Origin of the sequence: Haloimpatiens myeolchijeotgali, from assembly GCF_042688525.2 — a bacterium.
Classification (GTDB): Bacteria; Bacillota; Clostridia; order Clostridiales; family Clostridiaceae; genus Haloimpatiens.
On record NZ_JBHWAB010000001.1, the window covers coordinates 1,532,450 to 1,558,642 of the forward strand.

Genomic DNA, 26,193 nt, shown 5'->3' on the forward strand with positions numbered 1-26,193 from the left:
AGGAAAAAATGTGCTTAAATATAAAGTGGGACTTATAAGTTTGGGATGCGACAAAAACAGAATTGATTCAGAAATTATTTTAGGAAAATTTTCAAAAAAATATGATATAGTAAATGATGCTGCGTTAGCTGATATATTGATAGTTAATACTTGTGGTTTCATTGAAGATGCAAAACAAGAATCAATAGATACTATTTTGGAAATGGCACAATATAAAAAAAATAATTGTAAGGTATTGATTGCTACAGGGTGTCTCACACAAAGATATGGAAAAGAATTAATGGAGTTAATACCAGAATTAGATTTAATATTTGGAGTTAATGACTATGAGAAAATACTTTCAACTGTAGAAAAGTATTTAAATGAAAATCAAAAATTATGTTATTATAATTATAGTGATTCTAATATTAATACAGGTGAGAGAATATTAACAACTGGAAAAAGTACAGCCTATTTGAGAATAGCAGAAGGGTGTAATAATTATTGTGCTTACTGTATAATACCTAAGATAAGGGGACACTACAGAAGCAGACCAATGGAAGAAGTCATAAATGAAGCAAAAGATTTAGTAAAAAAGGGTGTTAAAGAAATTATTTTAGTAGCTCAAGATACTACAAGATATGGTATAGATTTATATGGAAGCAAGAAATTACATAAGTTATTAAAGGAGTTATCTAATATAGAATCTATAAAATGGATAAGAATCTTGTATTGCTATCCTGAAGAAATTACTGAGGAGTTGTTAGATGAAATTGCCTGTAATGAAAAAGTATGTAAATACTTAGATATTCCACTCCAGCATGTAAGTAATGATGTGCTTAAAAATATGAGACGAAGAAGTAGAAAAGAAGAAATAGTTAATGTGATTAGTACTATAAGAAATAAAATACCAAATGTATGCTTAAGAACTTCTATTATTGTTGGTTTTCCAGGAGAAAGTGATGATAACTTCAAAGAATTAAAAGAATTTGTTAAAGACATAGGATTTGATAAATTGGGTGTATTTAAGTATTCTAAAGAAGAAGGAACACCAGCAGCAGAAATGGAAAATCAAGTTGAAGAGAGTATTAAGGAAAAAAGACAACAAGAATTAATGATTGAACAACAAAAGGTATCAAAAGAAATAAATAATAAAAAAATAGGTAAAATTTACAATGTTTTAGTTGAAGGATATAAAGATGGGTACTGGTATGGGAGAAATTATGAAATGTCTCCAGAAATTGATGGTTCAATATGGTTTAAATGTGATAAAATATTAAAAGAAGGACAATTTATTAAATTAAAAATAAATAAATCTTTAGAATATGATTTAGTAGGAGTTGTATGTGATGAATCTTGCTAATAAGTTAACTTTAATAAGAATAATTTTAGTTCCAGTTTTTCTTATATTTATTACAGTTAAAGTTATTCCTTATGGGACTTTAATTGCAACAATTATTTTTATAATAGCATCTTTAACAGATAAACTTGATGGCTATATAGCCAGAAGTAGAAATCAAGTAACTAAGTTTGGAAAGTTTATGGATCCTCTAGCAGATAAACTTTTGGTAACTGCTGCCTTAATTTTGCTAGTAGAATTTCATGTAATTAATACATGGGTTGCTACTATTATAATAGCAAGGGAATTTGCTGTAACAGGATTAAGAACTATAGCTGCGTCAGAGGGAATAGTAATAGCTGCTAGTTGGTGGGGAAAGATAAAAACCGTTACTCAAATGGTTGCAATAATTTTCTCTTTAGTAAATCAAACATATCCAAATATAGTATTTGAAACTATTGCAAAATATTCAATAATTGCTGCAGTAATTATCACTATTATTTCGGGTGTAGATTATTTTGTTAAAAATAAACAAGTATTTGATGAAATAGAATGATTTAAAACATAAAAAGTAGTCAATAATTTAAAATGAAAGTTCCTGCAAATATAAAGTAGGAACTTTTTATATAAGTTGACCAATACAAGAATATATTGTATAATAAGAACAGATGTTCGAAAGGATGGTGAACCCAATAGGGATAAGTATGAATAATGATAAAATGAAAGCTTTAGAATCTGCTATGAGTCAAATACAAAAACAATTTGGCAAAGGTGCAGTAATGAAATTGGGAGATCAAGAAATTGCAAAATTAGAGTGTATTTCAACTGGATGTTTAAGCTTAGATATAGCTTTGGGTATAGGGGGAGTTCCTAAAGGAAGAATAGTAGAAATATATGGACCTGAATCATCTGGTAAAACAACAGTAGCACTTCATATAGTTGGAGAAGCTCAAAAAAAGGTGGAGCAGCAGCATTTGTAGATGCAGAACATGCACTAGATCCTAGTTATGCAGAAGCTTTAGGAGTAGATGTAGAAAATTTAATTGTATCTCAACCAGATACAGGAGAGCAAGCATTAGAAATAACTGAGGCTTTAGTAAGGTCTGGAGCAGTTGATATAGTAGTCATAGACTCAGTTGCGGCCCTTGTCCCAAGAGCAGAAATTGAGGGAGAGATGGGAGATTCACACGTAGGACTTCAAGCAAGACTTATGTCACAAGCTTTGAGAAAATTAACTGGATCAATTAATAAATCAAAATGTATAGTTGTTTTTATAAATCAGCTTAGAGAAAAAGTAGGAATAATGTTTGGAAATCCTGAAACTACTCCTGGTGGAAGAGCATTAAAATTTTATTCTTCAGTAAGAATGGATGTAAGAAAAATTGATAACATCAAACAGGGAGATCAGATGTTAGGTAATAGAACAAGAGTAAAAGTAGTTAAGAATAAAGTAGCTCCTCCATTTAAACAAGCAGAATTTGATATTATGTATGGAAAAGGAATATCTAAAGAAGGTAATGTTTTAGATGTTGGAGTTAAAGAAGAGATAGTAAATAAAAGTGGAGCATGGTTCTCATATAAAGATACAAGATTAGGTCAAGGAAGAGAAAATGCAAAACAATTTTTAAGGGATAATACAAATATATTATCTGAAATAGAAAATAAAATAAGAAAAAAATATGATTTAGTTCAAGATAGTAAAGAAGTAAAACAAGAAGAAAATCAAAAGTCTAAAAAACTGCAAAAATAATTTTTGCAGTTTTTTTAAAGAAATTTTTAAAATATATAAAAAAATTGTTTAATATTTTCTAATTAATGTTATAATATAGAGTGTGCTGGTGAATGTCTGTAATCTTGACATTAATTTAAAAGTAATATAAAATAAATACAAATACTGGTTGATTATGTACAATTTATTTGTAAAATTTTCAAATAAGACACCTTTTTAAGCTTCAACTTTGCTCCTTTTAATGGATACACGACAAGCAAAGGAGGTGTTTTCATGTTAATTTACGTACTTGGAATAGCTGCTTTTATACTTGTGGCAATTTGTGTGATAATTTATGTAAGAAAAAATATATCACAAGCAAATATTGGAAAAGCGGAGGAACAAGCTCGTAACATAGTTGAAGAAGCCAAAAAAGAGGCTGATTCAAGTAAGAAAGAATCTATTTTAGAGGCTAAAGAAGAAATACACAAATTAAGAAGTGATTTGGAAAAAGAATCAAGAGAAAGAAGGAATGAACTCCAGAGATTGGAAAGGAGAAACATTCAAAGAGAAGAAGCTTTAGATAAAAAGAGTGATTTATTAGAAAAGAAAGAGGAAAATATTAATAAAAAACTTGAAGATATCAAAGAAAAGAAGGATAGTATTGAAGATTTATATTTACAGCAGAAGCAAGAGCTTGAAAAAATATCAAATCTGACATATGAAGAAGCTAAAGAACTATTATTAGATCAAACAAGAAAAGAGATAAGACGTGATATTGCAGTTATGATTAAGGAAGAAGAAGCAAAAGCAAAAGAAGAAAGTGATAAGAAAGCTAGAGAAGTCATAACATATGCTATTCAAAGGTGTGCTGCAGATCATGTAGCAGAAACCACAGTTCATGTTGTAGCTCTTCCAAATGATGAAATGAAGGGTAGAATCATAGGAAGAGAAGGAAGAAACATAAGAACTTTAGAAACTCTTACTGGTGTAGATTTAATAATAGATGACACGCCAGAGGCAGTAATCCTTTCTGGATTTGATCCGATTAGAAGAGAAGTAGCTAGGATTGCTCTCGAAAAATTAATAGTTGATGGTAGGATTCATCCTGCAAGAATTGAAGAAATGGTTGAAAAAGCTAAAAAAGAGGTTGAAAATATTATTAGAGAAGAAGGCGAACAGGCTACATTTGAAACCGGTATACATGGACTTCATTCTGAAATTATAAGATTATTAGGAAGATTGAAGTATAGAACAAGTTATGGACAAAATGTATTAAAGCATTCTATGGAAGTATCTTATTTAGCTGGGTTAATGGCATCAGAATTAGGTATAGATCCTTCACTAGCAAAAAGAGCAGGATTACTTCATGATATAGGTAAAGCAGTTGATCATGAGATAGAAGGTCCACATGCTTCGATAGGTGCTGAAGTGGCTAAAAAATATAAGGAAAGTGCACTAATTGTTAATGCTATTGAAGCACATCATGGTGATGTAGAGCCTCAATCTTTAGAAGCAGTGCTTGTTCAAGCAGCAGATGCTATATCAGCAGCTAGACCAGGCGCAAGAAGAGAAACATTAGAAGCTTACATCAAGCGTTTAGAGAAGTTAGAAGAAATTGCAAATACATGTGAAGGTGTAGAAAAATCTTATGCTATACAAGCTGGTAGAGAAATAAGAATAATGGTTAACCCTGAAGATGTTGATGATGTTGAATCAGTGCAAATTGCAAGAAATTTAGCTAAAACAGTTGAAGATGAACTTGAATATCCAGGACAAATAAAAATTAATGTTATAAGGGAAACACGTGCAGTAGAATATGCAAAATAAAATATGTTATTAAAATCCTTTTGAATTTTGTAAATCATAGAAAAATTACAAAATTTAAAAGGATTTTTCAATAATTTGTAGAATATGATATATAGAGAATACAATAATCATACTAAAAAAGTTTGACAATAGGAGGTTTGTTATGGAGGTATTAAAAGTTTCAGCAAAATCAACACCTAATAAAGTTGCAGGAGCTCTAGCAGGTGTATTAAGAGAAAAAGGAGCTGCAGAAATACAAGCTATTGGAGCAGGAGCTATAAATCAAGCTATAAAAGCGATTGCTATTGCAAGAGGATTTGTGGCACCGAGTGGTATGGATCTTGTATGTATACCAGCTTTTACAGATATTGACATTGATGGGGAAGAAAGAACTGCTATAAAACTTATTGTTCAACCAAGATAGTGTTTATAATACAAAATGAAAATGTTTTCTTAGAACTTGTTTTTAAGTTATTAAAAACAAGTTCTTTTAATTTTAACAAAAATATATTAAAATTTTATAGAATGCATTTTTATTTATGAAGGGAGACAGAATAATGCAAGGAATTAATGTAAAGGAAATTATTAAGTTAATGCGTCCAAAACAGTGGATTAAGAATTCTTTTGTTTTTGCAGCTATAATTTTTTCTGGCAATCTATTAAATATATCAATATTAAAAAATAATATTAGTACATTCATAATATTTTGTTTAACATCCTCTTTTGTGTATGTATTAAATGATATTATAGATATTGAAAAAGATAGATGTCATCCGGAAAAGAAAAATAGACCTCTTGCCAGTGGAAAGGTATCAAAAGTACAAGGAATTGTATTAAACATAATGCTATTTATTGTAGTTGTAATATTAGGATTAAGTTTAAACTATAAAATATTAGCTGTATGTATTTTTTATATGGTTATGAATATTTTATATTCTTTTAAGTTAAAAAACGTAGTAATAATCGATGTTATGATAATAACATTAGGATTTGTTTTGAGAGTACAAAGTGGTAGTATAGCAACACAAGTAAATTTGTCACCATGGCTAATATTGTGTACAATATTATTATCATTATTTTTAGCTTTAAATAAAAGAAAAAGTGAAATAAAGATGCTAAAAGGGGATAGTTCAAAACATAGAGCTATACTTAAAGAATATTCTATAGAATTAATAGATAATATGCTTGGCATAATAACACCGTCTATATTTATAGCATATTGTTTATATACATTTAGTTCTGTTCAAAGCAGTAACATGATGTGTACAATTGCTTTTGTATTATATGGTATTTTTAGATATCAATATCTTATGGAGAAGAAAAATATAGGGAAAAAACCAGAAGATATTTTTACAGAAGATATACCATTTTTAATAAATATAGTATTGTGGGTTATTTCAGTATTAGTTATAATTTATTTTAAGTTATAGAAAATAATTTTAATAAAAGTAATCAATGCAGTTTAGAAAAAATTATAAGGAGTCTTGAAAGTATGTTTAGTAGAAGTGTAAATAAAAGCACATATTATTATAAGGTAATTGGTATATTAGGAATTATGTTGAGTGTATTATGGGTAAGTTTTATAAATACTCAACCATTTTCTGATTTTAAATATTATCATGAATTAGCAGTACAAATTTCTCAAGGGGGAGCTTGGGGAGATACATATACATCTGTAGGATATCCAATTGTATTGGGGTACATATATAAAATATTTGGGACTAATATAATGATTGGCAAAATATTTAATTTGATTTTATATTCTTTAAATATATTATTACTGAAAAAGATATTAGATAATGTTAATATAGATGAAAAAAAATCTAAAATAGTTTTTACCATATTTGTTTTATTTCCTGCAAATATTTTTTATGTTTCTATATTAGGTACTGAAACATTTTTTACTTTTTTAATATTGCTTGTAACATTTCTATATTTTAGTAAGTTAAAATATAAGTATATTGTAGTAGGAATTGTTACAGGTTTAGCTACAATGGTAAAACCATTTTTTATTGCATTCTTTTTTGCAGTATTCTTAATGGAAATTATATTCAACAAAAATTTAATTCATGCTTTAAAAAAGTCATTAATAGTTTTAGTTATTGCATGTTTAGTTATTGCTCCATGGATATATAGGAATACTAAATTAAATGGACAATTTACTACTGTATCAAATAATGGAGGAATTGTACTTTATATAAATAACAATTCACAAAATCAACTAGGAAGATGGATGCCAGCTGCAGATGTGGAAAATTCTTTAGTAAAAACTGAAGAATATAAAAAAGCAAGTATGACAGAGAAAAATAAGATGCTTACTAAGGCTGCTAAGAGTTGGATAAAAGAGCATCCAAAGCAGTTTTTTACACTAGGTGTTAAAAGATTAATAAATACGTATGTATTAGGAGATGACCTTGGATACAGCTTAAATGGAGTTGGAATAGATTCTAATACTGGTTATAGTATGATTAAATATTATGGATGTGTAAAAGCAGTTATATTTCTTTTATCAATCTTATCTATTTTAATGTATACAATATATACTTTAGTTAACCTGATTCAAGGTAGAATTTATGAATTAGAAAAATTTAAAGTTTATATGTTATTAATATTTTATATGTTTACAGTTGTATACTTTATTACAGAAGGACAAGCAAGATACGCATTCCCTTTGATTTTTATAGCTGTTTTCATGTTTTATGATTTTATAGAGAAGATAATTAATACATTTTTATATAAACGTAGTGCTAGTATTTTTATAAGTGGTAAATAAGTATTTATATTGTAAGGAGAGAAAAGAATGATTGTTACTATATTGATATCAGTATTTTTAGGAGCGTTAGGGCAAGTTCTTGTAAAAGTTGGAGCGCCTAGTTTAAATCTAAATTTTCATGGCATAAACTTATTTTATAGTATAGTAGGTATACTAAAAAATTTACCAGTAATGTTAGGGATAGTGTCTTATGGGACAAGCTTTTTATTGTGGATTAAAGTATTAAGTAAAGTTGAATTAAGTTATGCATATCCTATGGTGAGCTTAGGATATGTAATAGTAATGATTTTTTCATATTTTTTATTTAAAGAGAATATATCAATTATGAGAGTTGTAGGTGTTTTATTTATAATTATTGGAGTAATGTTAATTGCAAGAAGTTAGGACTATAAAAATGTTTACATTGAAGGCAAAAAGTGATATATTAGTTAATAGATGAATAACTTCTTTCATTTTTCAAAAAAAGATGTAAATTATTCATAAATGTCTATGTTAAATTTCATGAATCGTGGAGGGATAAAAATGATTTTCTCAAAAAAAGCACAAAAAATTTCAACATCATTAACATTAGCAATTACAGCTAAGGCAAAACAAATGAAGGCAGATGGAATTGATGTAGTTGGTTTTGGTGCAGGTGAACCAGACTTTGATACACCAGAAAACATTCAAAATGCAGCTGTAAAGGCTATTAAAGAAGGAAAGACAAGATATACTGCTGCATCAGGAATTAATGAATTAAAATCAGCTATTATAGATAAATTTTTAAAGGATAATAATTTAAAATACGAATCAAATCAAATAATAGTATCTACTGGTGCAAAACAATGTTTAGCAAATGTTTTTCAAGCAATTTTAAATCCAGGAGATGAAGTAATAATTTCTGCACCTTATTGGGTAAGCTATCCAGAACTTGTTAAATTAGCAGATGGAGTACCTGTATTTGTTGAAACTGATGAAAATAATGAATTTAAATATAACTTAGAAAGTTTAAATAAAGTAGTTAGTGATAAAACAAAGGCTATTATTATAAATAGTCCTAATAACCCAACAGGTACCGTATATAGTGAAGAGGAATTAAGAATGATTGCAGAATTTGCTAAAGAACATGATTTAGTAATAGTTTCTGATGAAATATATGAAAAATTACTATATGGGAATGAAAAACATGTAAGTATAGCAACTTTATCTGAAGATGCATATAGCAGAACTATAGTAATTAATGGAGTATCTAAATCTTATGCAATGACTGGTTGGAGAATAGGATATGCAGCTGGAAATAAGGAAATAATAAAATTAATGTCAAACATTCAAAGTCATATGACATCAAATCCAAATTCTATAGCACAATATGCTTCAGTAGAAGCTTTAAATGGTAGTCAAGATGATGTTATGGCAATGATAAAAGAATTTAAAAATAGAAGAGATTACATGGTTAAGAGAGTAAATGAAATTAGTAACATAAGTTGTATAAAGCCTAAAGGTGCTTTTTATGTTATGGTAAATATATCAAAAGTATTAGGAAAGAATTTTGAAGGACAAGCAATAAAGGATTCATTAGATTTTGCTAGGATTTTATTAGAAAAGGAAAAAGTAGCAGTTGTTCCAGGAGCAGCATTTGGAGTAGATAGCTTTATTAGACTTTCTTATGCAACTTCAATGGAAAGTATAGAAAAAGGACTAGATAGAATAGAGAATTTTGTAAAAAATATATAATATTTTAAAAGTTTCAATATACTATTTATAATTTAACTGTTTACTGATATAGTATTACTAAATAGATTATTAGTTGGGAAGGTGATACTATATGTTAAAAAATATTGATGTGCTGCTTCCATTAAAAGGAGAAATTATTCCTATTATAGAGGTTGAAGATTATCTTTTTAATAAAAAAATAATGGGAGAGGGAGTAGCTATAAAGCCCAAAGATAACTTTATATATTCTCCAGTGGATGGAGAGGTAAAATTTATATCTCCTAATAATCATGAAATTTTAATAAGTACTAAGGAAAATTTAGAAATATTAATACATTTAGGATTAGATACAGCAAAGTTTGATGGAAGAGGTACAGCTAGTTATGTTAAAAGTGGGGATATAGTGAAAAAGGGAGATAAGTTAATATTTTTTGATAGAGAATATATAGGAACAAAAGCCTCGTTAACCACTCCTATTGTAATAACAAATACAGAGATAATGAGATCGTTGGAAATAAATTATGAAGCAATTAGTAATAAAGATGTATTAATGACAGTTATTATTTAATAAAGTCGAAATATGGAGAATAGCATTGTTGAAAAAGCATATACTATATGATATAATGTAATAGTTGTATTTTGATGTAGAATAATATTAACTAGGGGTGAATTAAACATGGTAACAAAAGAGGTAACAGTTAAAAGTTCAACAGGTTTACATGCAAGACCTGCTACATTATTAGTAAAGAAAGCGTCTTCATTTAAGTCTGATATAAGTATGGAATTCAACGGAAAAAAAGCAAATATTAAAAGCTTAATAGGTGTATTATCACTAGGTGTTACAAGTGGAGCAAACATTAAAATAATTGCTTCTGGTGATGATGAAACTTTAGCAGCAGAAGAAATTGCTAAATTAGTAGAAAGCATTGAAGAATAATAAAAGGCTCATATATTGAGTCTTTTATTTTTTATTTAAATATAACTTTGTTTTTTTTCAAATTTAGAATTTAATATATTACATAAGGCATATATAACTAAAATGATTTCAAATTTTATTTTTTCGAAATCATTTTAGGTGTATATGCCTTTTTTTATAATTAAGGAACTTAACTTTCGCAGTAAAAGATACTGCTTAGCGAAGGAAAATGATATATTGCGTAAGAAACATTTAAAACCAATTAAGAATTAATAATTAAAAATGAATAATGAATGTTGATTTTTGCTTTAGCAAAAATCTTTAATTATATTAGTTATTTTGCCTTTAGCCAAAATTTCCTTAATTATTAACTCAACTTTCGCAGGACAAAAATATTGCCTAGCGAAGGGAAATGATATATTGCGTAAGAAACATTTGAACAAAGTTATTTTTTAATTACTGATTCCTACGGAATATTAATTAAAAAATCTTTTTTCAATATGAGTAAAGCTTAGAACTTGTTACTGAAGTGAAAGGTTTCTAAGCAAGATATCATTTCCCGTAGCGGATATTTTTCACCTGCGAAAGTTGAGTAAGTTAGTTTTAATTGAAATAGAGTAAATTTTAGGTTTAATGCGAATGGAAGTACTATTATGACTATAGTTATTAAAGTACTTGAAATTTAAAATTGTATAAGATATAATATAAACATCGTATACGAAACATTAGTATGCGAAACAATTATAAATTATAGAGGAGTTGATTAATTATAAATGACAGGGGATGAATATATAATTGCATCACAAATAAGAGAAATAAATGCAAAAATTAATCATGACTTGAGAAATGAATTTAAAGATAGTGATTTTACAATACCGCAAATTATATTTATGAAAATACTAAATAAAAATATTATGATGAAAATAAATGAAATAAGTAAGGAAATGAATCTTGCTAACAGTACAGTATCAGGGATTGCGGATAGATTGGAAAAACAAAATATTATAAGTAGAACTAGAAGTGATAAAGATAAAAGAATAGTAAATATTCAACTTACAGATAAGGGTAAAGAAGTAGTGGGAGAATTTAGAGAGTCAATAAATCATTATTTTGAAGAGAGTTTTGGGAAATTTACTCAAGAAGAAATTAATACGATATTAGAAGGACTTGACTTTCTCAAAAAAGCTCTACATATTAAAGAATAGATAATTGAAGGTTTTAAGTATATAATAAAATTTAAGTTTTTGAATGGAGGATTAATAGTGTTAAAATATGCAATCATTACAATAAATTTAGCATTAATTTTTTATACTATAGGGGTTTTTAGTGAAAAAAGGCAGGGAGAACTTAAGGTTTGGCATTTAGTAATGTTTTTAATTGGACTTGTTTGTGATACTACAGGTACAACTCTTATGGGGTTATTGTCTAAGGATGGTACATTATTTAGCTTTCATGGAATAACAGGATTATTAGCAATAGTTTTAATGCTTGTACATGCTTTGTGGGCAATTATTGTTTTAGTGAAAAATAATGAGAAAATGAAAGTGAGTTTTCACAAATTTTCTATAGTTGTATGGGTTATTTGGCTTATTCCGTTTTTATCAGGGGCAGTATTTCGTATGATTTAATTTAAATGAAAATATTTATTTTAATGTTATATTTTGAAGGATTTTAAACTTGTGATAGAATTTTTAACTTTAAGCAAGTTTAGAATCCTTTTTATTATTAAGAGAATTATAAAGTCAACCTTCGAAGTAAAAAATACTGCTTAGCTATTTTCCGTAAGAAAAACATCTTTTTTTAAAACTAATTTAGTAAATATTTTTTTATTTAGATTTAATAAGACTAAATAAATACACTAAATAAACGATAAAGATAATATGAATATATTTTAAAATATTTAGAATATTGTTGAATGTTGGAATGAAAATTAGAAAAAAGATTACTAAGGTTGTAGCGTAAAGTGCTTAAGGCATCAACTAAAATAGAAAGGGGGAAATTTGTCAAAATAATCAACGCTAATTCACAAAGTTTTGACAGATATAAATAATAATGAATACAAAAATAATAGATCCTTTTGTAGATGCAGTTTCAAATATATTACCTCAAGTGGGATTAAATGATATAAAAAAAAGTGAGGTAAAAGTAAAAGATAGAAATTTAAAAAGTCCTGGAGTAGTAATAATTTTAGGAATAGTTGGAGATGTAAAAGGTACTGTAGTGTATGGAATGAAAATTGATGATGCAAAGAAAATTGCTTCAAAAATGATGATGGGTATGCCTGTAAATGAATTTGATGAAATGGCTAAAAGTGCTATTTCAGAGCTTTCTAATATGATTACAGCAAATGCAAGTATAAAATTTTGTAATGAAGGTATAGATACTAATATATCTACTCCAACACTTATATGTGGTGAGCAGTCTGAGATTAATATGAGTTACGAAGAAGTAATATGTGTTGAATTGGAAGCAGATAATATTCCTTTTGAGGTAAATGTTTGTTTTAAATAATACATAAGGTACCCCCACTAAATACAATGAAGTGGGGGTACCTTATATGTTTAAAATGTCCAATTTCCATTTTCAAATATTTGAATTTTTTCACCAGCTTTTGTTTCTCCTGTTACGTTAAGCTCAGGTGAACCAATCATAAAGTCTACATGTGTTAATGAATTGTTTGCACCAGCTTTTTCAAGTTCTTTTTCATTCATATCACTTCCACCTTCAATACATGTTGGATAAGCCATTCCAATAGCTAAATGGCAAGAAGCGTTTTCGTCAAATAACGTATTATAAAAAATAATATTTGAATTTGAAATTGGAGAATTGTGTGGTACAAGAGCTACTTCTCCTAAGTAATGAGAACCTTCATCAGTTTCTATTAATTTTTTTAAGGTTTCATATCCTTTTTCTGCATCAAAATCAACTATTTTACCGTTTTTAAAAGTTAAAGAAAAATTATCGATAAGATTTCCACCAAAATTAAGAGGTTTTGTACTTTTAACTTTACCATTTACACCATGTTTTAAAGGAAGAGTGAAGACTTCTTCCGTTGGCATATTTGCAACAAAATATGTTTTTTCTGCATTATATTCTCCACCACCAGCCCAAAGGTGTTTTTCAGGAAGTTCAATAGTTAAATCTGTATCTTTTGAAACAAAATGAAGTTTATTAAATTTTTTGTTGTTTAAAAATTCAACTTTTTCATTTAGATTTTTCAAATGATTGTTCCATGCTTCTATTGGATCATCAGTATCAATTCTAACTACGTTAAAAATATTTTTCCAAAGTTCTTCTACTGCAGCTTCTTCCTCTAAATTAGAAAATACTTTTTTTGCCCAGTCTTTTGTTGGAATAGAAACTACTGACCATGCAACTGTGCTATTCATTGTATATTCTCTAAAAATTTTAAGTGCTATTGATGAAGCTTTTCTAGAATCTGCAATTTTTTTTGGATCTACATCCTTTAAAAGTTCTGGGTTAGATGCTGCTATAGATACAAAAGCAGCTCCTTCTTTTGCAAGTTGTTCGTACTGATCAGCTTTCCATTTAGGAAATTCTTTAAAGGTTTCATCTGGTGCATTTAAATATTTTATAAGTAATAATTGTTCATCATACCACTCAACATGTACATTTTTTGCACCTACATTATAGGCACATTTTGCTAAAAGTCTTGTAAAATCAGCACATTCTATTGGCGAATTTATAACAAGAGTTTGATTATTTTGGATATTAACACCTATTTTAATTGTAAGTTCTGCATATTTTTCTAGAAGTTTTGAAAAATTCTTCATTTTATCACTCCTTTGAAATTTTTTCTAATTATAGTTTATCTCAAAAAACAAGAATATTCCAGTGCTAGTTTAAATTATCTAGGGTTGTGATCGAGATTAACGCATTTTAGACAGGTTATAAATTAAAGAAGGACTAAATTAAAAGCTATTATATAACTTCTAACATAGTCCCTCTTATTTTAGCAGAAATGTTTTGCTATTATGAAATTATTTGATGGGTAGATTACTATTTTAAGTTATTTTCGTATTGATTAACTATTCTTTTTACCATTTCTCCACCAACAGAACCACATTGTTTAGAAGAAAGGTTTCCATTGTAGTCAGTGAAATGAACACCTAGTTCATTTGCAACTTCCATTTTGAACTTATTTAAACCTTCTTTAGCTTCTGGTACTAATTTTTGATATGACATATATATTACCTCCTTTTGTGGGTTTACTTATAGGTTATACATTTTTTAAGTATATATGTTAGTAGCATTATGGGTGAAGAAGTACTTATTACAATGTAAGGTATGTAGTTTTAAATATAGAAAATTAAGAGATTATTGATAAAACGTATACATATAAAGAGTTTTATTAATAATTTATATTGGAAATATGTAAGTATAGGTATTAAAATATAAATAAAATAAATATAATTAATTTTCAGAAAAAACATTTAAAAAATATGATTTAATAGTTTTGTTTTTCAAGTTAATTATAATGACTAAAGTTTAAAATTTACAATTTAACAGTAAATAATTACATCATAGGGGGAATTTACATGGATAATGAAGCATTAAAAAATATGAGTTCTGAAATGAGAGAAAAAGTTATGAGAGAAGAAATAGGAGAAGAAAAATGTAAAATAATAGATAAATATGATTTGCACCCAAATGAAAGATTATATTGGGAAAGAAGACAAGAAAAATATCCAAATCAAGAATATTTTAGCCATAAATTAGCAAAAAAGTCTTCGCTAATAGGTATGATATTTCATATAAATAGATTATGTTTTGCAAAAACTAAATATTTTGAAAATAACTGGAGTAAGTTTGTCCCTTGTGTATACAACTATAAAAAAGGATTTGTAGAAACAGAACTTTATAATATGGAATACATAAAACAAAAAAGTACAGGTATAGTATTGGATTTAAGAGAATTATCTAAAATTAAGTGGTTAAAAGATTTTAAAGAATTATGTAAATATATAGAAGAAAAGGATAAAGAAGTAGCATTAAAGTAAAAATTAAATAGACAGTTATAAAAGTAGTTTCATGTAATTATGAAACTGCTTTTATTTTTATATTACAAAAATGTAAGATTCAAAATTATTATTGTAATATAAATCAATGGATTGAACCTTATGTAGAGTATAAAATATAATTAGATACATTAAGATGTAGTGTTAAGGAGGGATATCATATGAAGAAAATAATAATTTTTTTGATATTATTGACAGGTATTTTTATTGGTATAAAAAGTTATAATTATAAAGTTAATGATAAATATTCTTTTAATGGAGATTTGATAAAACAAGTTTCAAGTAATACATCTAATTACACAACCATAGATAAAATTCCTCAAAATTTGAAGAATGCAATTATATCTATTGAGGATAAAAGATTTTATAAACATAAGGGTTTTGATGTTAAGGCTATTGCTAGATCAATATTAACAGATTTAAAGGAACGTAAGGTTAAAGTAGGTGGAAGTACAATAACTCAACAGTTAATTAAAAATTTATTTTTATCAAGTGAAAAGACTATATATAGAAAAATAAAAGAAATTTTTTTAGCAATTAAATTAGAAAAAAAATATTCTAAAGATGAAATATTAGAAATGTACTTAAATCTTATATATTTTGGTGATGGTGCTTACGGTATTCAAAATGCTAGTCAAAAATATTTTCATAAAAATGTTTGGGAACTTTCTTTAGATGAATGTGCTATGTTAGCAGGATTACCTCAAGCTCCTAGTGCATATAATCCTAACAAGAATTATGAAATGGCTAAAAAAAGACAACAACAAGTATTAAATTCTATGATTAAAAATGGATTTATAAACAAAAATACAGAAAAAAGTAATAATAAACAGATGATATTTGTAGGATATTAATAAGGTACTCGATTGGTCGTCTTACAAAGCAAAAAGAACAGTTATTGGCAACTGTTCTCTGCTAAAGGTTTAGAATTATTTTGTACAGTTAATGATTTTACAATAAAAAATTATTATTAAAAAAATTTCTAATAAAATATTTATGCACACAATCATTGCCGGTAAGTTCAGGATGGAAAGATGTAACCAATATATTTTTTTGCTTGGCAGCTACAATTTTTTCATTAACTTTTTTTAATATTTTTACATCATTACTTACATTTGTTATATATGGTGCTCTAATAAATACTAAAGGTATAGATTTTTTAGAAATGTCAGGGATTTTATCTTCTATTAGAAAACTATCAAGTTGACTTCCATAAGCATTTCTTTTAACATCAATATCCATCACCTTGAGATGGGCATTATCACTTCCATCAATTTTTTTAGCTAACAAAATCATTCCAGCACAGGTACCCCAAATAGGCATACCCCTCTTGATTCTTTTTTTTAATATATCCATTAAATCAAAACTTTTTAAAAGTTTACTAATAGTAGTACTTTCGCCACCAGGAATGATTAATCCATCAATCCTTTCAATTTGATCTTTATATTTAACTCTTACAGGTATTACTGTTTCAATTTTTTTTAACATATTGATATGTTCTGTAACAGAACCTTGTAAATCTAAAACACCAATTTTAATCATTATTACCAGCCTCTTTTTGCAAATTCAACATCTAATTTACTAATTTCAAGACCGGACATAGGTTCACCTAAATCTTCAGAAACTTCAGCTAAAATTTTAGGATTATCATAATAAGTTGTAGCTTTTACGATTGCTTTAGCTCTTTTTTCAGGATTTGAAGATTTAAATATTCCAGAGCCTACAAATACACCATCACAGCCTAATTGCATCATAAGAGCAGCATCAGCAGGAGTAGCAATACCACCAGCGGCAAAGTTAATAACAGGTAATTTGCCATTTTCAGCTGTGTATTGTACTAAATCATAGGGTGCTCCCATTTCTTTAGCTGCAGTCATTAATTCTTCTTTTGGCATAAGTTGAAGTTTTCTAATGCCGGAGTTAACAGTTCTCATATGTCTAACAGCTTCAATAACATTACCAGTACCAGCTTCTCCTTTAGTTCTTATCATAGATGCACCTTCGCCAATTCTTCTTAAAGCTTCACCTAAATTTCTTGCTCCACATACAAATGGTATTTTAAAATCTTTTTTGTTTATATGAAATAAGTCATCTGCAGGTGTTAAAACTTCACTTTCATCAATATAATCGATTCCAATAGATTCAAGTATTTGAGCTTCAACAAAATGACCAATTCTTACTTTTGCCATTACTGGTATAGATACAGTATTTTTAATGTCTTTTATCATTTTTGGATCAGACATTCTTGCAACGCCACCTTCTTTTCTTATATCAGAAGGAACTCTCTCTAAAGCCATAACAGCAACAGCACCAGATTTTTCAGCGATTCTTGCTTGATCTGGATTTACTACATCCATTATAACGCCGCCTTTTAACATTTGTGCCAAGTTTTTGTTTAATTCATATCTGTTTTCCATAATTAATACCCCCTTGAGTAATGTAAAAAATATTTGTTAATAACATTATTTAACATTACAACTTCTAAGTCAAATGTATCGATACATTTAAGAAGCTATAAGGATTGGTAAATATAATTGCTGTTTTGATACTTTGGTTTTTATTATGATTTTGGAAAATAGGGAGAAAAGCTGAGGCCTGTTTGGCAGTAGAGATGGAATGTGCCGCCTTTTGTGCAGTTGCACAATACAGAAATGTTATTTTTGGACAGATGATATACGGTGGCAATGATATAAGCTGTGAAGAATGGAATTCCAGAGCTGAAGTGGATAGGGAGTTTATTAGAGAGGCGTTATTTTGGTTTGCAGTTGAAGCAAGTCTCCAATTATAAGTTTGGATTAAGTATAACATTCCAAAGAAAGAAGCGGTGGTATATGAAGCTGTACTTAAGAATTATAAGAAAACTTAAACTACTATAAGTCATGGCTTTTTAAATTATAAACTAAGGGAAGCAAGGATGCTTCCCTTAAAATTTGTCTTATTATTAATAATACTCTTAAATAAAGTTTATGTTTCATTATTGATTATTCACTCATTTCCCGCAGCGATTGTTTTCAACTGCGAAAGTTGAGCTTGGTACTAAAATATATTAACAGGGTTGACTGAATATAGGTACAGTTGTCCTTTTTAATTCATTATTTTTACAAATTATGTTATAGCAATAGTTTATTATGTCACTTCGCTTAATAATTCCTATGAAGATGCCACTATCATCAACAACAGGAACAAAATTTTGATCTTTAGCTAAAGAAATTAAACTATTTATATCTGAGTTTATAGAAACAGGTTTATTTATCATGCGCCTAGAAATATTTTTTAAATTTACTTTGTTAGTATTACTAAAAGTTAAATCAGGAATTTTCTTCATCTCCCAAAGTAAATCACCTTCAGTCAATGTACCAATATATTTACCAGAGTCATCTATTAAAGGTACAGCTGTATATCTATGAAGTTCCATTATTTCTAATGCTTGTTGCATGTTTGAGTTTACATTTAAATAAACAACATCTTTTTTAGGAGTAAGAAAAAAAGCAATATTCATATCTTTATCCATCCTTTTATTAAAATAGTTGTAAAATAATCATTAACAACATTATAATTAAAATTTGTGTAGTACAAATTAAAAATATATTAATAAATTTTAAAAAGTAACTACTACATAACTATATTATAACATTTGTATACGTAATTTTCATTAAAATGTAGTAGAGCTAGTTTTTTATGCAACATGTGCCTTTATTAATGCACTACAGAAAGTTTTTTATTTCTTTCTTCTTTTAAGCCATGTTCTAAGTCCCATAATTAGGATGATTAAAGGAATAATTATTACAACAATACCTGAAAATAATAATCTGTCAAAAACACTAATTTGTAATACATAATCTTCTAAAATTTTTGGCCTAATAGATATACCTTGTTTTTTATTTTGAAGCCAGTTAATAGAGTTCATAAAAAAGTCTAAATTAGCACTATTACTTAATGAATTAATCTGAGAACTAATGAAAGTTGAATTTGATACTACAATCAACTTAGACTTATTTGAATTATTTGTCACACTTACAGCAATATTAAAAGGACCATTTAAATCACCTTTTTCTTTTTCTATAGTTGTAGCTTCTAAGTTTGTTTTAGCCCAAGAATTATTGGTAGTTACTAATAAAGATTCAATATCTAAGGATTTATCTTTTGATTTAGATATTTTTATATTTTGACACCCAGGAATAAGAACTCTTAATTTATTGTTATTTAATGAATTTAAAATATCATTATCTTCTTGCTTAGGTAATAAGTATAAAGGATTTTGTGATACATATTGAGTATTTCCTTCTACGACCATAGCCTTTTGAGTTGTTATACCGTAAGTATTTAATATTGATTGGAAATTAGGTAAATCATCTTTGATTAAATCCATTAAAAATATAGCTTTACCTCCTTTGGAGAGATAATTTTTTAAAGAAGTTACTTCTAGGGAAGATAAGTCTCTTTTAGGTGATGATATTAATAAAATAGAGTTTTCCTTTAATTCATTACCTTTAATTGACAAGTTAATTGGCTGCATTGAATAATTTTCTAATGCTAATTGTTTGGATACTTGGGAAGGTATTTCACTTTCATCATGTCCTTGCAGTGTATAAACTATAGTGCTTTTATCAGAAGTTACATAAGATATAGCTGATGTAATATTTTGCTCTACAGCAATAGACTCTGGTGTTGGATTGTATGGGTTACTGTAGTTATAATTAAAAAGCTCATTGGAATCAATAACTTTAAATTTAGACTTACCTTCAACTACTAGGGTACCATCAGTTATTTTTGTATTATCTTCAATGAATTTTTTACCGATTTGAGTTTTTTTATTTGGATCTACATATTCAACTGAAATTTTCTTTGAGTTATTTTTATACTGATCAAGAACTGTAGACATAGCATAGTTTTCTTGTCCAGACCTATAAAAGGCATAAATTTTTATGTCTTCTTTTACATTATTTAATATTTTATAAGTTTGTTGAGATAGAGAAAACATCTTATTTTTGGTTAAATCTTTATTTAAATTTAATTTTCCCACTAATAAATTTATAATGATTAAGATAGATAAAAATATAGCAATCATTAGGGTGGAGAGGCTTCCATATTTAAATTTTTTATTTTTAAATGATTTAAGTATATCTAATTTTTTCATTATTCATGTACCTCCTAGTTCCATCTTCGTTTATCTATTGTTTTAATTGTTAGGAATATAAAAGTTATACAAAATGTAATATAGTAAACTATGGAACTTAAATTTAACATACCTATATTAAAGGGCTCATAGCGCTTTAATAATGAAAACCATCCAAAAAAATTCACTATAAGACTATCATAGATAGATTTGTTAACAAAATAAATTGCTAAAATTATTACTGAACTTAAAACTCCAAAACATATGCTTAAATATATGTTATTTGTATTATTATAAATAATAAGACAAATAAACAATACTAAGAGTACGCAAAAGATTATTCCAGATATAACAGAAGTAGGTAATGCACTAGTTAACCAGTCAATTAACCATATAAAAAATAATGCACCAAAGGTTCCAAAGGCAGCTGTTACTTGATTATCTGTTAAAGAAGAAACAAATAGTCCTATAGAAATAAAACACATACCCATTAGTATAAAACCTATATAGGCACCAATTATTTCTCCAGCAGGAATTGTTCCAAAATGACTTAATATTAAGGGATAAGCGAAAGTAATTATTACTGCAATTAGGAAAATAGCAGAAGCAGCTAAAAATTTTCCTAAAACAATTTCCCAAAGTTTTACAGGACTTGTAAAGAGTAATTGATCCGTTCTTTCATGGGTTTCATTGGAAATAAGTTTCATTGTCAAAAGAGGTGCAAGAAATAAAAAAATATAATTCATGCTGTAAATTAAATCATTATAAAAACCATTTCCAGGTAACAGATTACTTAAAGTAAATAATAATCCAGAAATTAATAGAAATACAATTAAAAATATATATCCGATATAAGAATGAAAATAGGATTTAAATTCTTTATTAAAAATTGTTAGCATTTTTAGATTCCTCCTTTTTATGGTCTGTAACTTCTAAGAATATCTGCTCAAGAGTTAAATCTAAAGGTTGCATCATTAGAATTGGTAATTTAGCATTGCTAAGAGCATTAAATAATGATTCACGTATATCAGTGTCCTTCTTTGACTTTATAAGTATATCTACAGTATTAGGTTCATTAACACCTTTCTTTGTTACAGATTCAACGTTAGATATTTTAGTAATTATTTTTGTTATTTCGTTAGTAGAACCTTTTACTCTTAATAACAAATTATTACTATATGTTAATTTTTTTGAAAGCTCTTCAGGAGAACCTTGAGCGACTATTTCACCCTTATTAATTATTATTATCCTATCACATATGGCGTTGACTTCTGAAAGTATATGAGAACTTAAAATGATAGTATGGTCTTTGCCTAGTTTTTTAATTAGATCTCTAATTTGAATAATTTGTTTTGGATCTAACCCAACAGTAGGCTCATCTAGTATAAGTACTTCTGGATTTCCTATTATTGCTTGAGCTAATCCTACTCTTTGTTTATAACCTTTAGAAAGATTTTTAATTAGTCTATGTCTTACATCTTTAATTTTTATTGTTTCAAGTATTTTTTCTATATGTTCCTTACGCTTAGATTTTTCTATTTTTTTTAGTTTTGAAACAAAAAAAGATATTCCTCTACTGTCATGTCTAAATATAAAGGAGGAAGTTCTGGTAAATAGCCTATCTTTTTTTTAACTTTCAGTGGGTTTTTTAAAATATCAAGACCATCAACTTTAACGGTACCGTCAGTTGAGGAGATATACCCAGTAATAATGTTCATAGTGGTAGATTTACCAGCTCCGTTAGGTCCTAAAAAACCTACTATTTCACCTTTGTCTACTTTTAAATTCAATCCTTTTAAAGCTTCATGTTTTCCATAATGTTTTACTAAATTTTCAATCAAAATCAAAAATATCACCTCTAATATTATGTTGTAGTTGAAATATAAATTATAAATATGACATACATATGGCGATAATATGAAAAAAATGTAAACTCTATCTAGCACATGTTAAATAATAAAAAAAATATTAAAGAAAAATACAAAAATGAGAAAATTCATAATAATAAAATTAATTATAATTTTCTTTATTGAACAAAATCGGAATTAAAAATAAAAAAGGTTTGTCAAATGTACGATAATTTCTTTGAATTGTTTTCTTTAATGTGGTACAATATCTAAGGCAATTTTAAAAATATATAATATTTATTGTAAAATAATGAATTTAAATGTAAAGTGTTATAATAAATGTAAATAAATACATAAAATAAGGGGGAGTTTCATGAAGAGAAAAAAAATATCTCTTACTAATAAAATTTTAATTTCTTTGTTATTAGGTATAGTAATGGGAATTGTTTTTAATTTATATTTACCTAAAACATTAAATGTACAAATAAGTAAATGGATATTAAAGCCATTGGGAGATATATTTTTAAGAGCCATAAAAATGGTGGTTGTTCCGCTTGTTTTATTTTCTTTAATATGTGGTACAGCTAGTGTTAGTGATTTAAGAAGATTGGGAAGAGTAGGTGGAAAAATACTAGCTTTTTATATGGCAACTTCAGCTTTAGCTATTTCTTTAGCATTAGTTTTTTCTAACATGTTTAATTTTGGACATGTTGAAAAAAATATTTCAGCTATAAAAAGTTTATCTAATAGTAAACCAGACTTTATTATGGATATATTTGTAAATATGGTTCCTACTAATCCTATTGAAGCTATGGTAAAAGGAGAAATGCTTCAAGTAATTGTATTTGCAATTTTATTTGGAGTAGCAATAACTCTTATTGGAGATAGAGGAAAGCCAATAGTTGATTTGTTTAGTAGAATAAATGATGTACTATTGAAAATTATAGCTATAGTTATGAAATTTGCACCAGTTGGAGTATTTGCGCTGCTTGCAAATGTTATAATTACTCAAGGAATTGATGTATTACGTTCATTATTTACATATGTAGGAGTAGTAGTTTTGGTATTGCTAATATATATGTTTATTATTAATGGAATAGCTTTGAAATTATTAGGAAAAGTAAACCCTATTACATTTTTTAAAAAATATTTTTCTGTTATGTTGGTAGGATTTAGTACATCAAGCAGTAATGCAGCTATACCTGCAAATCTTGAAACTTGTGAGGAAAAATTAGGAGTTCCAAAATCAATAAGTAGTTTTACAATACCTTTAGGAGCAACAATAAATATGAATGGTACTGCTATAATGCAGGGAGTGGCTGTAATCTTTATTGCACAAGTTTATGGTATAAATTTAAGTATATATCAGCAAATTATGGCGATATTAGTAGCTGTACTTTCTTCTATTGGTACAGCAGGAGTTCCTAGTGCAGGAGTTGTTATGCTTACAATGGTATTACAGCAAGTAGGTTTACCTATAGAAGGTGCAGCATTGGTACTAAGTGTAGATAGAATTGTGGACATGTTTAGGACAGCTGCAAATATAACAGGGGATGCAGTAGGAACTGTAGTTGTAGCAAACTCAGAGAATGAGTTAGACTTAAATGTATATAATGATACAAGTATTAGCAATAAAAAACATAAAAGTGCATAGCTTAAAAATTAAGTAACTCAACTTTCTCAGGACAAAAATACTGCCTAGCGAAGGGAAATGATATCTTGCGTAAGAAACATTTGAACTTGTTACTGAAGTGAATAGTTTCTAAGCAAGATATCATTTCCCGTAGCGGCTATTTTTTATCTGCGAAAGTTGAGTTATTTGATTTAATACATCTTCTAATTGTACTGATACAATTGAAAAATATTATGAAGTGTGAAATAATTAGCTTATGTAGGTGTAAGTGCATAAGGAGGATGAATATGACAAATTATAAACATATATTTGGACCAGTACCTTCAAGAAGAATGGGTATTTCTGTAGGTGTTAGTCCAATTCCAAAAAAATATTGTAATTATTGCTGTGTATATTGTCAATTAGGAAGAACTAATAATTTAACAAATGAACGAAAGGAATTTTTTAAAGTTTCAGACATAATAGATGAATTTAAACATTATTTAGAGGAAAACATTAAATATGATGTTGTAACTATAGTAGGAGAAGGAGAACCTACATTATATTCTAATTTAGATCAATTAATATTAGGATTAAAAGAACTTACAACAAAGCCAATTGCAGTTATTACAAATGGAGCTTTACTATCAAATGAAACTGTGAGAAAACAGCTTTTACATGCAGATATAGTTTTACCATCATTAGATGCTTATGATGAGGAAAGTTTTAAAAAGATAAATAGACCTTATGGAAAAATAAAATTCCAAGATGTTTATAATGGCTTGGTAGAATTTTCAAAAGAATATAAAGGTCAACTTTGGCTTGAAATTATGCTTATCAATGGATTAAATGATAATGAAGATTCTTTAACTAAATTAAAAAATCTTACAGATAAAATACATTTTTCTAAATTGTATATTAATACAGTTGTGAGACCACCTGCTGAACAATGGGTTAAACCTTCCTTAAGTGAAACTATTGAAAAGGCTCAAGAGGTATTAGGAGGAATATCAATAGCAAATCTTGATTCTCAAGGATTTTTTAGTGAGATTGAAGATGATTATGAAGCAATACTTAGTATTATAAGAAGACATCCTATGAATCAATATGAAATTAAGAGTTTTTTAGATTCAAGAAAGTGTTCTTCTATAGAAAATATATTTAATAGATTAGATAAAGATAGTAATGTACAAGTGGTAAATTATAAGGGATATTACACATATAGATTAAATTAATAATTTAACTCAACTTTCGCAGGTGAAAGAAAGCCGCTACGGGAAATGATATATTGCTAAGAACTTGTAAACTTTGTTCAAATGTTTCTTACGCAATATATCATTTCCCTTCGCTAGACAGTATTTTTTTTACTGCGAAAGTTGAGTTAAGGAATGTTAAAACAGTAAATAGGAAGGTGATTCATGTGATAAGACCTGTGAAAAGAGTTGCAGCAATTCATGATCTATCAGGATTTGGAAGAGCATCATTAACAGCAATTATACCAATATTATCAACTATGGGAGTACAAGTATGCCCTGTACCTACGGCAATATTATCAACTCATACTGGAGGTTTTGAAGATTATAGTTTTGTAGATTTAACTGATTCTATGGAAGAATATATCAACCATTGGCGTAAAATTAACTTAGAATTTGATTGTATTTATAGTGGATTTTTAGGTTCAAATAGACAAATAGATATAGTTTCAAGATTTATTGATTCATTTAGCACAAAAGATAATTTGGTTGTTATTGATCCTGTTATGGGTGATGATGGAAAATTGTATACAACTATGGATGATGATATAGTAAAAAATATGAGAAATTTAATAAAGAAAGCAGATATAATAACACCAAATTTTACTGAAGCTGCTTATCTTTTAAATAAGTCTTATAAAGAAAATATAACCGAGAAGCAAGTAAAAGAATGGTTAGTTGAGTTGTCAGAAATGGGACCTAGAACAGTTATTATAACTAGTGTACCTGATAGTGAGTCTAATAAAAATACTAGTGTTATTGCATATAACAGTAGAGATAATGTGTTTTGGAAAGTAAGTTGTTTGTACATACCAGCATATTATCCAGGAACTGGTGATGCATTTACAAGTGTGTTAGTGGGAAGTCTTTTACAAGGAGATAGTTTACCTATAGCATTGGATAGAGGTGTGCAATTTATAACATCATGCATTAAAGCAAGTTATGGATTTAATTATCCTAAACGAGAGGGAGTTTTACTAGAAAAAGTATTGGAAAATTTAAAAATGCCAGTAGTTTTTAGTAGTTATGAATTATTGAAATAATATCAGTAAGGTGGAATTCATAGAAAAATGAGTTTTCACCTTTTATTTTTGTCAAAATTCGTTAAAT

The 26,193-nt window shown here is 27.5% G+C and carries 28 protein-coding genes and 2 pseudogenes; 20 read left to right on the forward strand and 10 right to left on the reverse strand.

Annotated elements, in window-relative coordinates; all coding sequences use genetic code 11:
* Positions 1–10: 10 nt before the first annotated feature.
* The 14 genes and pseudogenes from rimO (at position 11) to ACFIJ5_RS06970 (ending at position 12,727) form a co-directional block, all read left to right on the forward strand.
* Positions 11–1,342: a 30S ribosomal protein S12 methylthiotransferase RimO gene (gene rimO / locus ACFIJ5_RS06905; RefSeq protein WP_379805412.1), complete on the forward strand. Its 1,332-nt coding sequence runs from the start codon at positions 11–13 to the stop codon at positions 1,340–1,342.
* Positions 1,329–1,874: a CDP-diacylglycerol--glycerol-3-phosphate 3-phosphatidyltransferase gene (gene pgsA, locus ACFIJ5_RS06910; protein ID WP_379805415.1), complete on the forward strand. Its 546-nt coding sequence runs from the start codon at positions 1,329–1,331 to the stop codon at positions 1,872–1,874. Before rimO ends, pgsA begins: the two co-directional genes overlap by 14 nt.
* Positions 1,875–2,022: 148 nt before the next feature.
* Positions 2,023–3,068, forward strand: a pseudogene (recA, locus tag ACFIJ5_RS06915) (recombinase RecA).
* Between the two features lie 252 nt (positions 3,069–3,320).
* Entirely contained in the window at positions 3,321–4,856 is a 1,536-nt protein-coding gene (rny, locus tag ACFIJ5_RS06920; protein WP_379805417.1) for a ribonuclease Y, read from the forward strand.
* A gap of 142 nt (positions 4,857–4,998) precedes the next feature.
* Positions 4,999–5,259: a stage V sporulation protein S gene (locus ACFIJ5_RS06925; RefSeq protein ID WP_379805420.1), complete on the forward strand. Its 261-nt coding sequence runs from the start codon at positions 4,999–5,001 to the stop codon at positions 5,257–5,259.
* 142 nt (positions 5,260–5,401) lie between these two features.
* The gene (locus ACFIJ5_RS06930) at positions 5,402–6,265 is read left to right on the forward strand and encodes a decaprenyl-phosphate phosphoribosyltransferase (protein ID WP_379809559.1); all 864 of its coding nucleotides are present in this window, start codon (positions 5,402–5,404) and stop codon (positions 6,263–6,265) included.
* A 62-nt stretch (positions 6,266–6,327) separates the two neighbouring features.
* Positions 6,328–7,608 carry a hypothetical protein gene (locus ACFIJ5_RS06935; protein WP_379805422.1) on the forward strand — a complete coding sequence of 427 codons (1,281 nt, stop codon included), beginning with the start codon at positions 6,328–6,330 and terminating at the stop codon, positions 7,606–7,608.
* 27 nt (positions 7,609–7,635) lie between these two features.
* The gene (locus ACFIJ5_RS06940; RefSeq protein ID WP_379805425.1) at positions 7,636–7,992 is read left to right on the forward strand and encodes an SMR family transporter; all 357 of its coding nucleotides are present in this window, start codon (positions 7,636–7,638) and stop codon (positions 7,990–7,992) included.
* Between the two features lie 138 nt (positions 7,993–8,130).
* Positions 8,131–9,321 carry a pyridoxal phosphate-dependent aminotransferase gene (locus ACFIJ5_RS06945; protein WP_379805427.1) on the forward strand — a complete coding sequence of 397 codons (1,191 nt, stop codon included), beginning with the start codon at positions 8,131–8,133 and terminating at the stop codon, positions 9,319–9,321.
* 91 nt (positions 9,322–9,412) lie between these two features.
* Entirely contained in the window at positions 9,413–9,868 is a 456-nt protein-coding gene (locus tag ACFIJ5_RS06950; protein ID WP_379805429.1) for a PTS sugar transporter subunit IIA, read from the forward strand.
* A 108-nt stretch (positions 9,869–9,976) separates the two neighbouring features.
* Positions 9,977–10,237: an HPr family phosphocarrier protein gene (locus ACFIJ5_RS06955; protein ID WP_379805431.1), complete on the forward strand. Its 261-nt coding sequence runs from the start codon at positions 9,977–9,979 to the stop codon at positions 10,235–10,237.
* Positions 10,238–10,989: 752 nt separating this feature from the next.
* Entirely contained in the window at positions 10,990–11,421 is a 432-nt protein-coding gene (locus ACFIJ5_RS06960; RefSeq protein WP_379805433.1) for a MarR family winged helix-turn-helix transcriptional regulator, read from the forward strand.
* A gap of 57 nt (positions 11,422–11,478) precedes the next feature.
* Positions 11,479–11,844: an HsmA family protein gene (locus tag ACFIJ5_RS06965; RefSeq protein ID WP_379805435.1), complete on the forward strand. Its 366-nt coding sequence runs from the start codon at positions 11,479–11,481 to the stop codon at positions 11,842–11,844.
* Between the two features lie 424 nt (positions 11,845–12,268).
* Positions 12,269–12,727, forward strand: a complete 459-nt coding sequence (locus tag ACFIJ5_RS06970; protein ID WP_379805437.1) for a chemotaxis protein CheX — start codon at positions 12,269–12,271, stop codon at positions 12,725–12,727.
* A 50-nt stretch (positions 12,728–12,777) separates the two neighbouring features.
* On the opposite strand, the gene ACFIJ5_RS06975 is transcribed toward ACFIJ5_RS06970, so the two are convergent.
* Together ACFIJ5_RS06975 and ACFIJ5_RS06980 are read right to left on the reverse strand one after the other, a co-directional pair.
* Positions 12,778–14,010 carry an aminopeptidase gene (locus tag ACFIJ5_RS06975; protein ID WP_379805440.1) on the reverse strand — a complete coding sequence of 411 codons (1,233 nt, stop codon included), beginning with the start codon at positions 14,008–14,010 and terminating at the stop codon, positions 12,778–12,780.
* Positions 14,011–14,236: 226 nt separating this feature from the next.
* Entirely contained in the window at positions 14,237–14,422 is a 186-nt protein-coding gene (locus ACFIJ5_RS06980) for an alpha/beta-type small acid-soluble spore protein (protein ID WP_379805442.1), read from the reverse strand.
* 353 nt (positions 14,423–14,775) lie between these two features.
* Here ACFIJ5_RS06980 and ACFIJ5_RS06985 point away from each other — a divergent pair, with 353 nt between their 5' ends.
* A complete protein-coding gene (locus ACFIJ5_RS06985) occupies positions 14,776–15,237 on the forward strand; it encodes a hypothetical protein (RefSeq protein ID WP_379805443.1) in 462 nt (153 codons plus the stop codon).
* 179 nt (positions 15,238–15,416) lie between these two features.
* A complete protein-coding gene (locus ACFIJ5_RS06990; RefSeq protein ID WP_379805447.1) occupies positions 15,417–16,109 on the forward strand; it encodes a transglycosylase domain-containing protein in 693 nt (230 codons plus the stop codon).
* Between the two features lie 97 nt (positions 16,110–16,206).
* Here the strand turns inward: ACFIJ5_RS06990 and pdxT are convergent, their stop codons facing one another.
* Positions 16,207–16,794 carry a pyridoxal 5'-phosphate synthase glutaminase subunit PdxT gene (pdxT, locus tag ACFIJ5_RS06995; RefSeq protein ID WP_379809560.1) on the reverse strand — a complete coding sequence of 196 codons (588 nt, stop codon included), beginning with the start codon at positions 16,792–16,794 and terminating at the stop codon, positions 16,207–16,209.
* A gap of 5 nt (positions 16,795–16,799) precedes the next feature.
* A complete protein-coding gene (pdxS, locus tag ACFIJ5_RS07000; RefSeq protein ID WP_379805448.1) occupies positions 16,800–17,672 on the reverse strand; it encodes a pyridoxal 5'-phosphate synthase lyase subunit PdxS in 873 nt (290 codons plus the stop codon).
* A 182-nt stretch (positions 17,673–17,854) separates the two neighbouring features.
* Here pdxS and ACFIJ5_RS07005 point away from each other — a divergent pair, with 182 nt between their 5' ends.
* Positions 17,855–18,043: a nucleoside phosphorylase-I family protein gene (locus ACFIJ5_RS07005; protein WP_379805450.1), complete on the forward strand. Its 189-nt coding sequence runs from the start codon at positions 17,855–17,857 to the stop codon at positions 18,041–18,043.
* Between the two features lie 258 nt (positions 18,044–18,301).
* Here ACFIJ5_RS07005 and ACFIJ5_RS07010 read toward each other — a convergent pair whose 3' ends face one another.
* From ACFIJ5_RS07010 to ACFIJ5_RS07035, 6 genes and pseudogenes are all read right to left on the reverse strand, one after another.
* Positions 18,302–18,754 (reverse strand): CBS domain-containing protein, encoded by a 453-nt coding sequence (locus ACFIJ5_RS07010; RefSeq protein ID WP_379805452.1) that lies wholly within the window; start codon positions 18,752–18,754, stop codon positions 18,302–18,304.
* Between the two features lie 219 nt (positions 18,755–18,973).
* Positions 18,974–20,392, reverse strand: coding sequence for a Gldg family protein (locus ACFIJ5_RS07015; protein ID WP_379805455.1), 1,419 nt, complete (start codon positions 20,390–20,392; stop codon positions 18,974–18,976).
* A 14-nt stretch (positions 20,393–20,406) separates the two neighbouring features.
* A complete protein-coding gene (locus ACFIJ5_RS07020) occupies positions 20,407–21,270 on the reverse strand; it encodes an ABC transporter permease (protein WP_379805457.1) in 864 nt (287 codons plus the stop codon).
* Positions 21,254–21,538 (reverse strand): hypothetical protein, encoded by a 285-nt coding sequence (locus ACFIJ5_RS07025; protein WP_379805459.1) that lies wholly within the window; start codon positions 21,536–21,538, stop codon positions 21,254–21,256. The genes ACFIJ5_RS07020 and ACFIJ5_RS07025 overlap by 17 nt, the downstream gene beginning before the upstream one ends.
* Before the next feature lie 162 nt (positions 21,539–21,700).
* Positions 21,701–21,964 (reverse strand): annotated as a pseudogene (locus tag ACFIJ5_RS07030) (ATP-binding cassette domain-containing protein); the annotation flags it as partial.
* Positions 21,916–22,218 (reverse strand): ATP-binding cassette domain-containing protein, encoded by a 303-nt coding sequence (locus ACFIJ5_RS07035; protein ID WP_379805461.1) that lies wholly within the window; start codon positions 22,216–22,218, stop codon positions 21,916–21,918. The pseudogene ACFIJ5_RS07030 and the gene ACFIJ5_RS07035, both read right to left, overlap by 49 nt.
* 373 nt (positions 22,219–22,591) lie before the next feature.
* Between ACFIJ5_RS07035 and ACFIJ5_RS07040 the strand changes: the two genes are divergently transcribed.
* The 3 genes from ACFIJ5_RS07040 (at position 22,592) to ACFIJ5_RS07050 (ending at position 26,126) form a co-directional block, all read left to right on the forward strand.
* On the forward strand, positions 22,592–23,872 hold the full coding sequence (locus ACFIJ5_RS07040) for a dicarboxylate/amino acid:cation symporter (RefSeq protein WP_379805463.1): 1,281 nt from the start codon (positions 22,592–22,594) through the stop codon (positions 23,870–23,872).
* A 266-nt stretch (positions 23,873–24,138) separates the two neighbouring features.
* Positions 24,139–25,065 (forward strand): radical SAM protein, encoded by a 927-nt coding sequence (locus ACFIJ5_RS07045; protein ID WP_379805465.1) that lies wholly within the window; start codon positions 24,139–24,141, stop codon positions 25,063–25,065.
* A 188-nt stretch (positions 25,066–25,253) separates the two neighbouring features.
* The gene (locus tag ACFIJ5_RS07050; protein WP_379809561.1) at positions 25,254–26,126 is read left to right on the forward strand and encodes a pyridoxamine kinase; all 873 of its coding nucleotides are present in this window, start codon (positions 25,254–25,256) and stop codon (positions 26,124–26,126) included.
* The last annotated feature ends 67 nt before the right edge of the window (positions 26,127–26,193 follow it).

Coding starts and splice junctions, on each gene's coding strand:
- pgsA (WP_379805415.1), top strand. CDS start 1,329: ATGAATCTTGCTAATAAGTTAACTTTAATAAGAATAATTTTAGTTCCA.
- rny (WP_379805417.1), top strand. CDS start 3,321: ATGTTAATTTACGTACTTGGAATAGCTGCTTTTATACTTGTGGCAATT.
- ACFIJ5_RS06925 (WP_379805420.1), top strand. CDS start 4,999: ATGGAGGTATTAAAAGTTTCAGCAAAATCAACACCTAATAAAGTTGCA.
- ACFIJ5_RS06935 (WP_379805422.1), top strand. CDS start 6,328: ATGTTTAGTAGAAGTGTAAATAAAAGCACATATTATTATAAGGTAATT.
- ACFIJ5_RS06940 (WP_379805425.1), top strand. CDS start 7,636: ATGATTGTTACTATATTGATATCAGTATTTTTAGGAGCGTTAGGGCAA.
- ACFIJ5_RS06945 (WP_379805427.1), top strand. CDS start 8,131: ATGATTTTCTCAAAAAAAGCACAAAAAATTTCAACATCATTAACATTA.
- ACFIJ5_RS06950 (WP_379805429.1), top strand. CDS start 9,413: ATGTTAAAAAATATTGATGTGCTGCTTCCATTAAAAGGAGAAATTATT.
- ACFIJ5_RS06955 (WP_379805431.1), top strand. CDS start 9,977: ATGGTAACAAAAGAGGTAACAGTTAAAAGTTCAACAGGTTTACATGCA.
- ACFIJ5_RS06960 (WP_379805433.1), top strand. CDS start 10,990: ATGACAGGGGATGAATATATAATTGCATCACAAATAAGAGAAATAAAT.
- ACFIJ5_RS06970 (WP_379805437.1), top strand. CDS start 12,269: ATGAATACAAAAATAATAGATCCTTTTGTAGATGCAGTTTCAAATATA.
- ACFIJ5_RS06975 (WP_379805440.1), bottom strand. CDS start 14,010: ATGAAGAATTTTTCAAAACTTCTAGAAAAATATGCAGAACTTACAATT.
- ACFIJ5_RS06980 (WP_379805442.1), bottom strand. CDS start 14,422: ATGTCATATCAAAAATTAGTACCAGAAGCTAAAGAAGGTTTAAATAAG.
- ACFIJ5_RS06985 (WP_379805443.1), top strand. CDS start 14,776: ATGGATAATGAAGCATTAAAAAATATGAGTTCTGAAATGAGAGAAAAA.
- ACFIJ5_RS06990 (WP_379805447.1), top strand. CDS start 15,417: ATGAAGAAAATAATAATTTTTTTGATATTATTGACAGGTATTTTTATT.
- pdxS (WP_379805448.1), bottom strand. CDS start 17,672: ATGGAAAACAGATATGAATTAAACAAAAACTTGGCACAAATGTTAAAA.
- ACFIJ5_RS07010 (WP_379805452.1), bottom strand. CDS start 18,754: ATGAATATTGCTTTTTTTCTTACTCCTAAAAAAGATGTTGTTTATTTA.
- ACFIJ5_RS07015 (WP_379805455.1), bottom strand. CDS start 20,392: ATGAAAAAATTAGATATACTTAAATCATTTAAAAATAAAAAATTTAAA.
- ACFIJ5_RS07020 (WP_379805457.1), bottom strand. CDS start 21,270: ATGCTAACAATTTTTAATAAAGAATTTAAATCCTATTTTCATTCTTAT.
- ACFIJ5_RS07040 (WP_379805463.1), top strand. CDS start 22,592: ATGAAGAGAAAAAAAATATCTCTTACTAATAAAATTTTAATTTCTTTG.
- ACFIJ5_RS07045 (WP_379805465.1), top strand. CDS start 24,139: ATGACAAATTATAAACATATATTTGGACCAGTACCTTCAAGAAGAATG.